Here is a 13,192-nt window from a genome sequence, read left to right as displayed (position 1 = left end):
GTTTATCACCATATACAATATTTTTGTCCACAATATCTATGATTAGCAAATTCACCTAATGAAGATTGATAAAATTCTTATAATTGGTTCTTTTGGACAAGGAGCGCTTGAAAACTTTTATAGCGAATCATTTAAATTATTGAGGATACAAGTTTTCAAATATGATATTCAGACCCCATTTAGAAGATATTTAGGAACTTCTATTTTAAATAAAGTAGCCTACAGGTTAGGATTTTCTAATAAGTTCCTTGATAATATAAATGAGGAGTTAATAGAATTTGCTGCAAAACTAAAACCGAATTTTATACTTGTGTTTAAGGGTATGGAAATTTATCCCGAAACTATAGATGCTCTGAAAACAAATACCAAACTAATCGCAAATTATAATCCAGATCATCCATTTGAATTTTATTCAAGAGGTAGTGGTAATCAAAACATTTTAAATAGTCTACCCAAATATCATATTCATTTTAGCTACTCAAAAAATATAACAGATAAGTTGAAGACTCAGCTAAATACCGATGCTTATACAATTCCATTTGGATATGATTCTTCTAAAAAAGCTAAAAGAGCCGAATCATATTTAAATGATGTTATATTTATAGGAGCTTATGACAATAGCAGGGCTAAAATTTTATCTAATTTTAACGAGATAGGAGTCAAAATATATGGTGATACAAAGTGGCATTCACGTTCTATACTTAATCCTAGAGTAAAAGAAATGTATCAAAACAAGCCCTTGTATGGACAGAGTTATATCGATGTAACCTATAATTCGTTAGCATCTATTAATTTACTTAGAAAACAAAACATTTTGGAAAAAACCCATAACATGAGAACATTTGAAGTTCCTGGTTATGGAGGGATTTTACTAACAAACAGAACAGACGAACATTTAAATTTTTTTGAAGAAAATAAAGAGGCTTTTTATTTTGAGTCTGTTGAGGAATTAAAGGATCAAATAATTTATTTGAAGAAGCTTTCAATTAGTGCAGTTGAAAAAATAAAAGCTGATGCTTACAAAAGATCAGTTAATTCAAATTATAGTTATCATGATAGAGCTAAGTCTTTAATCAGCATTGTTGATCAGTATTTAAGTTAAGTTTTTATTAAATAAACAATGAAAATATCACTTTGTATACCTCAGTATAATAGAATTCAATATCTTTTAAAAAATCTTGAAGTAATAGTACAACAGTCTTATTCTGACATAGAGGTAATTATAAGTGATGACTGTTCAACTGATGATACAGAAGAGCAAATCAAGAAATTACAATTTAATTATAAGTATCCTTTAATTTACAAGAAGAACAAAACCAACTTAGGGTATGATCGCAATTTAAGGCAGAGTCTTGAATTAGCTAGTGGCGATTATCTTTTTATATTAGGGAATGATGATACTTTAACAAAGACTACAGTAATTGAAGAATTAGCTCTCTTTTTAAGAAATTCTAATCATCCAGATGTAGGATTTTGTAATTATTCAGAATTTTCTAATCCAAAAAATATTACACAAAGAGCTTTAAGCACTGGTGTTGTAGGAAATGGTCTACATATAGCCCTTAAATTTTATAAGTCTTTTAGCTTTGTTGCTGGCATAATATTTAAAAGAGAAAAGTTTCTGGAAGTCAATACTGATAAACATGACAAAAGTATTTATGTTCAGATGTATATGGCAAGTTTGATAATAGCAAAGGGAGGGAGCCTTTTTACTATCAAAGAACCTTTAGTAAGTAAAGACATAATAATTGAAAATAAAATTGCTAATTCTTACCGAGATACTTTAGCGAGAAATATATATGAGTTCAAACCTGCTGATGGAGGATTGCCTTCTGTTGCTAACGTAATAGTTTCGTCTTTTGAAGATGCTGGGTTTAACAAAAAAGATGTCGCTTATAAAGTTCTTAAAGGAATTTACACAACAACTTATCCATTCTGGCTAATTGACTACAGAACAAATAATGCTTTAGTATCCTCACTTGGCTTAGCTGTTGGGCTTAGACCAAGCCAGGTTTCTACAGCAAAACTTCTTAAAAAGGATGATCTTTTGAAAATATATTTTCTATATTCAATTTTTACAACAGTTGGTTTGTTTACTCCAACCTTTATTTTTAAGAAGTTCAAATCTTATGTTTACAGAAAAATTAAATCATAAGAACCATCCCATAGCTATAATACATTACTCCCCACTTGAGAAATATCCACCTATTATAAACCTTCTTAATTACATTGAAGAGCGGGAAGAAAAACAGCTTCAATACAGTGTATGGACGACAAAGCAAGATGAAGATACTTTTCACCCCAGTAATATCAAGGTCATAAAATTACCTGGTATTGAACATCAAGATAATAAAATTAAGCGCATACTGAATTATTTGACATTTAACATTAAAGTTTTCTTCCAGTTAATTGGTTATAAGCCACAGAAGATACTTTATTACGAATCCATATCTGCCTTACCTGCTCTGCTTTATAAAACTATATGGAATAGAAATGTTGAGATTTTAGTGCATTATCACGAATACACTTCTCCTGAAGAATATCAGAGCGGAATGGTTATGACCAGGATAATACACAAATTGGAGCAGAAGATTTATAAATCTTATAAGTGGATATCACACACAAATCAAACGAGAGCTGATTTGTTTACAAAAGATAATATAGATAATAACATATCCAATATAAAAATCTTACCCAATTATCCTCCAAGAAGCTGGATAAAAAATAAAACAAACCTTAATGCGAAAGTTTCATCAAAGCCACTTAAACTAGTTTATGTTGGTGCGCTTTGTACTGAAACAATGTATACCAAAGAGTTATGCAATTGGGTTACACAACAATATGGTAATGTAACACTGGATTTCTGGAGTCAGAATATAAGTAATCAAGCTGAAGCATACTTTAAATCAAATACTTCTAACTGGATAAACCTGAGAGGAGGGATAAACTATCATCAGCTCCCTGCTATACTTTCAGATTATGATATTGGTGTTATATTATATAAAGGTCATATACCCAATTATGTGTATAATGCCCCGAATAAACTTTTTGAATATCTTGTATGCGGTCTAGATGTTATATTTCCAGTCGAATTGAAAGGCAGTTACCCATTTATTTGGGAACTCAGTAGACCAAGAGTTTTAAAAATTAATTTTAAAGAATTAAAAGATGTTAATGCAGATTATTTAATTTCTAAACGTTCTATTATTGAAGAAAGGGAAATAAAATTTATTGCAGAGGAAGTTTATAGCCAATTAGTTGATGAATTGAAATAGTTTGCTTCTTAAATAATGAAAAACAGTTATATATTAATTTTAGCTATTATTATCTTGTTTTACAGCTTATTATACGGATTTAATGAGCCTGATAATTTATGCATATTGATATCCATTCTTTCTTTATTAAATTTTTTAACTGAATTAGGTAAAACTATAGCTATACGCTCTTTAACACTTTTAATTGCTACTATCCAGTGGATTTTAGGTCCTTACCTGAGTTATAATTTTTTGGATTCCTTCGACTATTATTTCATGCCAGTACCGCAGAAAGATTATTTTGCGCTTGCTATCCCTGGTATTTTACTTTTTGCAATTGGTTTGTATACTATAAAGGACCATTATTTAAATGAGAATAGAATATTTCTTAATTTAAAGGCTTATCTCAAAGACAAGCACTCCTTAGGGCTTTACCTCATTTTTTTTGGCGTTATCTTAACATATATAGGTCCTTTATTCCCCACTGCTTTAGCTTTCTTTTTTTACCTATTAGCTAACTTGAAGTATATAGGTGCTTTTTACCTCTTATTTTCCGAACGTAGAGATAAATTTATTTATATAGGAGGAGTTCTAATTATTTTAGTTCTGGATGCCTTTGCATTTACTATGTTCCATGACTTATTGCTTTGGTTAGGTTTTCTTTTCCTCCTTTTTGCTTTAAGTTATAGGCCTTCTGTACTAACTAAATTCTTAATTGTGTGTATGGGTGGTTTACTGGCGTTTGGATTACAGGCTATAAAAGGTGATTATAGAAATGCTGTATGGGGTGGATTAGTAACTGAAGATATTACAAAGGTAGACGTATTAGAGTCATCTTTCTCTAAAAGGATTTCTGAACAGGGACTCTTTTCAGAAAGAAATAATAAGCACTTCATTTACAGAATAAATCAAGGGTGGATTGTGGGACATACAATGCTTCATACTCCAAGTAAAGAGCCATTTGCCAATGGTGAAACTATTACGAATGGTTTAGTGGCTACTTTGTTACCCCGATTTATTGCAGCAGATAAAGCTACATCAGGAGGAAGAGAGTATTTTGAAAAGTACACCGGCTTATTACTAGTGAAAGGGACAAGTATGGATTTAAGCCCTCTTGGGGAAGCATATGCAAACTTTGCAACAATTGGAGGTGCAATATTTATGTTTATTTTAGGTTTATTTTATGCTTTAGTACTATCATTAATATCAAAGTGGTCAATTGCGACACCGTCTCTTATACTCTGGATACCTCTAATCTTTCAGCAAGCTATTAAGGCAGAAAGCGATATTACAACAGGCCTGAACCATATTACAAAAGCCTCTTTAGTTGTCTTTCTGGTTTATTGGATTAGTAACAAAATATTTAATACAAAACTCTAATCTTGAAATTACTCTTTACATATCTTACAGCTTTTAAAGGTCATGGCGGCATCGAAAAATTTAATAAAGCACTATTAAAGGCTTTAGACCAAGTTAAACTAGAGTATGAGTATACGGCCATATCTGCCTATGATCAGAACTTTACAGGCGTTTATATTTCAGAAAAAAATATAATCATTTATTCAGGAAATAAACTTAAATACTTAATAGGGACTATACAAAAGGCTGCTACTGTAGATGTTCTACTTATTGGACACATTAATCTGGCTCCCATAGCCCTCCTTTCTAAGCTTATTAATCCTAAACTAAAGATTATACTCATTGCTCATGGCATTGATGTCTGGTATAAGCTACCATGGGTGAAGAGAAAATTATTAAGAATGGTTGACCTGATTCTATCAGTTAGTAGTTTTACAAAAGCTAAACTTGTTGAGGATCAAAAAGTAGATCAAAATAAAATTAAACTCTTTCCGAATACATTAGATCCTTACTTTCAATTTCCTGCAAAATTTGATAAGCCTTCTTATTTAGAACAACGTTATAATTTAGATGAGTCGGATAAAGTAATACTGTCTGTTTGCCGTTTATCTTCACAAGAGGGATATAAAGGCTATGATACAGTTATCAAATCTTTACCACAGGTGTTGAAAAGTGAACCAACTGTTAAATATGTTATTGTAGGCAAGTATGATCAAAAAGAGTATGATCGCATAATTTCATTATCAAAAAAAGCAGGAGTAGAGGATCAGGTTATATTGACAGGGTATATCCTGGAAGAAGAATTAACAGACCATTACTTGCTTGGTGATGTATTTGTAATGCCAAGCCGTGAAGAAGGTTTTGGGATAGTTTATATTGAAGCAATGGCTTGTGGGCTTGCTGTAATTGCGGGAAATGCCGATGGCAGCGTTGACGCTCTTGATCACGGTAACTTAGGAACGCTCGTAGATCCGACGAATACGAATGATATAGCAGTAGCAATAACTAAAGAATTGAAAAGTAACAGAACAACTGAACTAAAGAAAGTTCTGCAGTTTCGTGTAATTGATAAATTTGGCTTTGACTGCTTTAAGACAAGACTTCAGGCAATACTAAAGGAGATAAATCTACATGTGCGGCATTAATGGTATAATTGGAATTGATAACACTTCGGAAGCCAAAAAAGTAATAGAGGTAATGAACAGGGCTATTGCCCATCGTGGCCCAGATGATAGTGGTGTTTATGTCGAGTCCGGAATAGCACTGGGGCAGAATCGCTTATCTATTATAGATCTAACTTCAGCCGGGCATCAACCAATGTATAGTATGGATGGTAACCTGGTACTGGTTTTTAACGGCGAGATATATAATTATAAGGAGCTAAAACAAGAACTAAGAGAATATTCTTTTCAAACTCATACAGACTCTGAGGTTATACTTGCAGCTTACATGCGCTGGGGATATGAATGCGTACACCGCTTCAATGGCATGTTTGCTTTTGCAATCTGGGACATACGAAAGCAAGATCTTTTCATTGGACGCGACCGCTTAGGTGTAAAACCGCTGTACTATTACCGCCACAATGAACTATTTCTTTTCTCATCGGAGGTACGGGCACTGCTTAAAAGCAATTTTGTTCCCAAAAAACTGAACCACGAAGGATTAATAGATTATTTACGCTATCAAACAGTGCATGCTCCAGCTACCATTGTTAAAAATGTGCACATGCTTCTTCCTGGCCATACGATGTTGGTGAAGAGAGGACAGGTAGAAATCACAAGATACTGGAGCCCGGAGGAGAATGCAGTTAATGACGCTGGCAACAAAAGTTATGAAGAAATAAAGCAGGACATATTTAACCTGCTGCAAAAATCGGTGGAGCGCCGGTTGGTGGCTGATGTTCCGTTTGGTGCTTTCCTTTCCGGCGGCATTGACTCCAGTATTATAGTTGGTTTAATGAGCCAGGTTGCTTCGCAGCAGGTAAAAACATTCTCTGTAACATTTGAAGAGGAAGAGTTCAGCGAAGCAAAATATGCTGCCATAATTGCTAAGAAGTTTAAAACTGAACATCATGATATCCGACTAAAGCCTGATGATTTTCTTCAACTTATACCTACAGCATTAAATGCGATGGACCACCCTAGTGGAGATGGTCCTAATACATTTGTAGTGTCTAAAGTAACCAGGGAGGCTGGTATTACAATGGCATTATCCGGGCTGGGTGGTGACGAGGTTTTTGCCGGATACGATGTTTTTAAACGGATGTACGCCCTCCAGCACTATAAATGGCTGGCATCGTTGCCGCTGTTCTTAAGAAAAGCTGTTGGCCAGTCACTTACCAGGTTTAAACCGTCTGTTGCATCAGATAAAATCCAGCAGTTACTTTATCTGCCATCATGGTCGTTGCAGGATACTTATCCCATAACACGGCAGGTATTATCTGAAAGCTATATCAAAGAACTGACAGGCATGAGTATTTTACCCGAGAATCATGTACGTCTTGTAGTTAGAGAGAGCATGTCACAACAGTACAAGGCAGGAGTTAAGCTTCCGTTACTTAGCCAGGTCTCAGCAGCTGAAATGAGAACCTATATGCAAAACACCCTGCTACGCGATACAGACCAGATGAGTATGGCACATGCTCTGGAGGTAAGGGTACCTTTTCTGGATTATGAACTAGTGGAGTATGTGATGGGAGTATCTGATAAGTATAAATATCCGCACACACCCAAAAAGCTTCTGACTGATGCAGTGGGTGATCTGCTTCCTCCTGAGATTATTAACCGCCCCAAGATGGGCTTTACATTACCCTGGAAAGAATGGCTTAAAAACGAGTTATATTCCTTTTGTGAAACGAAATTACATAACATGGCAGCAAGAGATCTATTTGTAAAGGATGAAGTACTAACAATCTGGAGAAATTTCCTGAAGAGAGAACCTCAGGTTACATGGGCTAAAGTATGGTACCTGGTTGTATTGGAAAATTGGCTGGAAGAGAATGGAGTTGCATAAAAAAAAACGTATTCTCATTACAATTGATTGGTTCCTGCCGGGATATAAAGCAGGAGGGCCTATACAATCTTGTGCAAACCTCATAACGCATCTGAAAGATAAGTATGAATTCTGGGTAATTACCCGTGATACAGACTATTGCTCTGATGTACCTTATAAAGGTATAAGTTCAGATACCTGGACTAAGTTGGAAGATAATGTTCATGTATTTTACTTCTCGAGAAAAGGATTATCTCCGCTGCGTTTGTTCAAACTTGTTAAAGACACTTCAGCTGATGTATTATTTATAAATGGGATCTATTCTTTATACTTTTCACTGTTACCCTTACTGTTTGCAAAGGCTATAAATAAATCAAAAATTATACTTTCTGGTCGAGGTATGTTTGCTCCGGGGTCAATAAATGTAAAGAGCGGTAAAAAGCAAGCTTTCTTTTCTATTGCTAAAAAATTACAACTTTATAAAGGCGTAATATTCCATGCTACTAACCTGGCAGAGCAAAAGGATATTAAAGCCATATTAGGCGAAAAAAATGCAATTCTTATTGCGCCTAATTTGCCTAAACAAGTAAATGATGTAAAAAGCACGCGGCGTATAAAGGAGCCCGGCAAGCTTAAGCTGGTAAGCGTTGCCCGAATTTCGCCGGAGAAGAATACATTGTTTGCACTTGAGACCTTAAGCAAATACAGGGGAGAAGGGGAAATTACATTTGATATTTTTGGGCCGGTTTATAACGAGCAGTATTGGGAAAAGTGTAAGGAAATATACAAACTCATGCCCCGTAATGTGAAAGTAAATTACTACGGTAGTTTGGATAACAATATGGTAGCAGAAACGCTGCAAAATTACCATGCTTTATTTATGCCAACAAAAGGAGAAAATTTTGGACACATCATACTTGAGAGCTTAACAAGTGGATGCCCTGTTCTTATTAGCGATAAAACTCCTTGGCGCGGATTAAAGACCGCAGGAGTTGGATATGATCTATCTTTAACTGAAGTTGGGGATTTTCTGGAAGCTATTGATGATCTGGTACAGTTAAATGCGCAACATTTTAACCATATGTCTGTAAAAGCATTCGAATATGCGAAGAAATATATAAATGATCCTGCCGCTGTTGAAGCCAATTATAAATTATTTACCCGAGACTATCTCTCCACAGATTCTCTTCTTAAAAGTAAATATATTTAATTCTTTATCTAATTTTCTAGCTTTGTATTCCTATTCAGGGAGTTGAGCAACTTACACTTTACCCAAACTAAATACTATGTATATTCTAGGACTTAATGCTTACCATGGCGACTCATCTGCCAGCATCATGCACAATGGAGATGTGATTGCTGCTTCTGAGGAAGAACGTTTCAGAAGAATAAAACATTGGGCTGGCTTTCCCAGCGAAGCTGTTAAGTTCTGCTTAAAAGAAGCTGGTGTTTCTATTTCGGAGATAGATTATATTACCATTTCAAGAGATCCATCTGCCAACATTCATAAAAAACTGATACATGCTGCCAAAAATCTTGTAAGTGCTAAAACGCTTATTGACAGGCTGGCAAATACCAAAAAAGTTGCGAATGTTAAAGAGGAGCTTTCGCAGGCTTTAGGCGTACCTGTTATTGAAATAAAAGCTGAAATAAAAAACATAGAACACCACCGCAGCCACATGGCCAGTGCTTTTTTTGCATCTCCCTTTGATGAAGCTGCTATACTTTCCATTGATGGCTTTGGTGACTTTACATCAACAATGATTGGGGTAGGTCGCGGAAATAAAATTGAAGTTCTGGATTCAGTAATTTATCCCCACTCAGCAGGTGTTTTCTATACTGCCTTTACACAGTACCTGGGCTTTGATAAGTATGGTGATGAGTACAAAGTAATGGGGCTTGCACCTTATGGCATGCCTACCATGGTAGAAAAGCTACGGGATGTACTTAAATTTAAAGATAATGGCCTGTTTGAATTGAATATCAAATACTTTCGCCATGTTAAAGAAGGTGTACAAATGAGTTGGGAAGGTGGGGAGCCTAACATAGGACCAATCTTCTCAGATTACTTAGTTGATATGTTTGGGCCAGCAAGGCAGAAAACCGATGAGCTTACGCAATACCATAAAGACCTGGCTGCCTCAGTTCAACGCATTACAGAAGAGCTGATCTTTCATATTCTGAATCATTTACAAAAACGGACGGGTTTAAAAAATATTTGCATTGCAGGTGGAGTGGCTCAAAACTCAGTTGTAAACGGAAAAGTTCTGGCAAATACATCATTTGAGTCGCTGTATATTCCATCAGCCGGGCACGACGCAGGTACAGCACTTGGTTCTTCTTTATACTTGTACAACCACGTTCTAGGGCAGCCCCGACTGCAACCAATTTACCATGCCTCAACAGGCAGCCGATTTTGCAATGACGAAATTGAAGCCTATTTAATTGAGCAAAACATAAGCTATACCCGCTATTCCGATGAAGAACTGTACGAGCGTGTTACAAATCGCCTTTTAGATGCAGGTGTAGTAGGTTGGTTCCAGGGGAGAGCAGAATTTGGACCCCGCGCTTTAGGGCATCGTTCTATTATTGCCGATCCTCGCAGGTCTGATGCAAAAGATTTACTTAATGCAAAGATTAAGCGCCGAGAAAGCTTCCGTCCTTTTGCGCCTTCCATCATGAAAGAGTATGTGTCTGAGTATTTCGAAATTACAGATAATGTACCCTTTATGGAGAAGGTTTTTCCTATTCGAAAAGAAAAACATGCAGAAATTCCGGCTGTAACACACGTAGATGGCACAGGGCGCTTACAGACTGTTGATGCTGAAAATAATCCCCGGTATTATAATCTTATCAAAGCCTTTAATGCAAAAACAAATGTGCCTATACTTCTGAATACATCTTTTAACGAGAATGAGCCTATTGTAAATACACCAAAAGAAGCTTTAGACTGTTTTCTCAGAACCAAGATGGATATGTTAGTACTGGAAAATATTGTAATAGAGCGATAAATAAATTTGTTTTACAAAATGAAACATTTTAAGGTTTTGAGCCCACTTTTTTTAGGTGGGCTTATTGCTTATTTCCTGCTATTAAGGCTATATAACAAAGAGGAAAATTTTGAAGAGCTTGCACTTGGCGAACAAACAGTGTCCCACTTCGCCTATATTGACGGAGTGCCTATTCACATAATGGGTGTACGTAATTATGAATTGCTAAAAAAGAGGTGGGAACAAAGCAGCAAGGATAGCACTATACTTGTTTTAGGGAACTCACAAACTCATTCTGTAAATCAAATGAGTGATGGAGAAACAACATATCCAGCTTTATTACATGATGAATTAGCAAATACTAAGTATGAAGTACTCGCTTCTTCTCTTCCTAATGCAAATTTACAAGAGCTATATCTTGTTTTGGATTTTATGACCCGTGAACTTCCCGTAACACATGTTACAATTCCGGTATTTTGGATGATTTAAGGGAGGATGGTATTCGGGCTGATCTTATTAATGACATCAAAAAAACTGATCCTGATTTTAAAATTGAAGCTAATCATACTTTTGCCAACAAAATAAACAAACTTCTGGCTGAAGAGAAGGTTCAGGATCAACCTGCATCTAATTTAGAAATTGATCTAACACCACAGGAAAGGAGTGAGCAGTTTCTGAATGAATGGCTGGAGAAACAAACAGACATATGGCACAAGAGGAGTTCAGTTCGTGGGGATTTGTTTAACCGCCTATATAACTTCAGGAACTGGTTATTTGGTATTAACGCACAAACTAAACGGAAACTTATAAAAAATAGGTACGAGGCAAATATGTTCGCACTAGATGCTATACTAAAGTTTTGTAAAGCGCGAAACATTAAGCCTGTTATTTATATACCACCTATTCGGCATGATGTTGAAATTCCTTACGACCAAGTTGAATATACCAGTTTTAAAAGAAGGTTAAAAAATCTAGCAGCCTCTTATAATTTCAAAGTTCTGAATCTTGAAAATGCAATTCCGAATAGTTTTTGGGGGACAAAAGCTAGCACAACTGGCGGAGACGGTGGAGAACTCGATTTTATGCACTTTCAATATAAAGGGCACATCATTTTAGCTAAAAGACTAAAAGAACAGGTACTATGATATTCAACTCTGTTACTTACATCGTTTTTTTAATTTTGATAGTCTTGCTTTATTGGATATTACCATACAGGTTAAGACTCCTGATGCTATTCTTATCAAGTATGGCCTTCTATGGCTTTTGGCGACCAGAGTTTTTATCCGTTATGCTGCTATCGGCAGTAAATGACTATGCGCTTTCACTGCTGATATATAATACAGATAGTAAAAGTCGCAAAAAATTCCTTTTATACATTAGCCTAATAGTAAATTTAGGATTACTATTCTACTTTAAATACCTTCTATTTTTCATTGATAACTTTTCAGTCGTTTTAAATGTATTTGGTGTACCATTTGAATCACCGGCACTTAATATAATACTACCATTAGGTATAAGCTTTTATACTTTTCAGACGATCAGTTATACGGTTGATGTTTATAGAGGCTTTTTAAAACCAGAGAAAGACTTTATACTTTATGGTACTTTTGTAATGTTTTTCCCTCAGTTGGTAGCAGGGCCAATTTTAAGAGCGGTAGAGCTAATTGACCAATTGCGTGAAAGGCCTCCTTTTTACCTTAATGATATGTTGGAAGGTTGTAAGCGAATATTATATGGGCTTTTTCTAAAAGTAGTCTTAGCGGATAACATTGCTCCATTTGTAGATGAAGGTTTTGAAATGGCAATTTCATCTTTAGGAGCTTTAGATGTATTTACTTTATCATTCCTCCTCGGCTTTCAGATCTACTTTGACTTCTCGGCTTACTCCCATATCGCAATTGGCTCAGCCAAATTATTAGGGATTACTTTTCCTGAAAACTTTAACTTCCCTTATGCAGCTACATCCTTTAAGGATTTTTGGAAACGCTGGCATATCTCTTTATCAAGCTGGATCAGAGATTATCTTTACTTACCAATAATTGGAGCCAAAGTAATGGATAAATCGACAGGAGGTTTGGATGTTAGTCAGACGCAGATTAAGAAGTTCAACAAGGATTATGCCTTATTTATAACCTGGGCAATTATGGGCTTATGGCATGGATCTAGCTGGACATACGTGCTTTGGGGTATTTATCATGCATGTGTTATTTTCCTTGAAAGAAAACTTAAACCTTTAAGATTAAAGTATAGGTTTTATGACAAATGGTTAAGCTGGTTTATTGTACTTCCCGTTGCCATGTTAAGCTGGATACCATTCAGGGCTGATGATTTAACACAAACATTCCAGATGTTTGCAAAACTGTTGCAGCCTACCCAATATTTGTTCCTTGGGATGAGAGAAAATACTTATATAGTAACTGCACTAGTGTTACTACTGTTCTGTACTGCCTATTTCAGCCAAACATATTTGGCTGAAACACTGAATAGAAAACCTGTTTTAAAACATGCCATTTCTACAATACACTTTGCAGTACTGATAATTTTGGTATTTACTTTTCTTCGCCCAATTAATCAGTTTATTTATTTTCAATTTTAGCT

11 protein-coding genes are annotated in these 13,192 nt (G+C 35.4%); all 11 read left to right on the top strand.

Annotation, left to right across the window (positions count from 1 at the left end; all coding sequences use genetic code 11):
- Positions 1–58 precede the first annotated feature (58 nt).
- Entirely contained in the window at positions 59–1,102 is a 1,044-nt protein-coding gene (locus GWO68_RS01210; RefSeq protein ID WP_162344568.1) for a CgeB family protein, read from the top strand.
- Positions 1,103–1,120: 18 nt separating this feature from the next.
- Positions 1,121–2,155 carry a glycosyltransferase family 2 protein gene (locus tag GWO68_RS01205; protein WP_162344567.1) on the top strand — a complete coding sequence of 345 codons (1,035 nt, stop codon included), beginning with the start codon at positions 1,121–1,123 and terminating at the stop codon, positions 2,153–2,155.
- Positions 2,130–3,275, top strand: a complete 1,146-nt coding sequence (locus GWO68_RS01200; RefSeq protein ID WP_162344566.1) for a glycosyltransferase family protein — start codon at positions 2,130–2,132, stop codon at positions 3,273–3,275. The genes GWO68_RS01205 and GWO68_RS01200 overlap by 26 nt, the downstream gene beginning before the upstream one ends.
- A 15-nt stretch (positions 3,276–3,290) precedes the next feature.
- Positions 3,291–4,634 (top strand): hypothetical protein, encoded by a 1,344-nt coding sequence (locus GWO68_RS01195; RefSeq protein ID WP_162344565.1) that lies wholly within the window; start codon positions 3,291–3,293, stop codon positions 4,632–4,634.
- Between the two features lie 2 nt (positions 4,635–4,636).
- Positions 4,637–5,758 carry a glycosyltransferase family 4 protein gene (locus tag GWO68_RS01190; protein ID WP_162344564.1) on the top strand — a complete coding sequence of 374 codons (1,122 nt, stop codon included), beginning with the start codon at positions 4,637–4,639 and terminating at the stop codon, positions 5,756–5,758.
- A complete protein-coding gene (gene asnB / locus GWO68_RS01185; RefSeq protein ID WP_162344563.1) occupies positions 5,745–7,625 on the top strand; it encodes an asparagine synthase (glutamine-hydrolyzing) in 1,881 nt (626 codons plus the stop codon). Before GWO68_RS01190 ends, asnB begins: the two co-directional genes overlap by 14 nt.
- Positions 7,585–8,814, top strand: coding sequence for a glycosyltransferase family 4 protein (locus tag GWO68_RS01180; RefSeq protein ID WP_162344562.1), 1,230 nt, complete (start codon positions 7,585–7,587; stop codon positions 8,812–8,814). The genes asnB and GWO68_RS01180 overlap by 41 nt, the downstream gene beginning before the upstream one ends.
- A 76-nt stretch (positions 8,815–8,890) precedes the next feature.
- Positions 8,891–10,615 (top strand): carbamoyltransferase family protein, encoded by a 1,725-nt coding sequence (locus GWO68_RS01175; RefSeq protein ID WP_162344561.1) that lies wholly within the window; start codon positions 8,891–8,893, stop codon positions 10,613–10,615.
- 18 nt (positions 10,616–10,633) lie between these two features.
- Positions 10,634–11,083, top strand: coding sequence for a hypothetical protein (locus GWO68_RS01170; protein WP_162344560.1), 450 nt, complete (start codon positions 10,634–10,636; stop codon positions 11,081–11,083).
- Positions 11,071–11,739 (top strand): hypothetical protein, encoded by a 669-nt coding sequence (locus tag GWO68_RS01165; protein WP_162344559.1) that lies wholly within the window; start codon positions 11,071–11,073, stop codon positions 11,737–11,739. Before GWO68_RS01170 ends, GWO68_RS01165 begins: the two co-directional genes overlap by 13 nt.
- Before the next feature lie 101 nt (positions 11,740–11,840).
- Positions 11,841–13,190, top strand: coding sequence for an MBOAT family O-acyltransferase (locus GWO68_RS01160; RefSeq protein ID WP_202923622.1), 1,350 nt, complete (start codon positions 11,841–11,843; stop codon positions 13,188–13,190).
- The last annotated feature ends 2 nt before the right edge of the window (positions 13,191–13,192 follow it).

The organism is Pontibacter fetidus (assembly GCF_010119545.1).
In the GTDB taxonomy this organism is placed as follows: Bacteria; Bacteroidota; Bacteroidia; order Cytophagales; family Hymenobacteraceae; genus Pontibacter; species Pontibacter fetidus.
The sequence above is the reverse complement of the archived record's forward strand: the minus strand, read 5'-3'. Positions and strand labels throughout refer to the sequence as shown.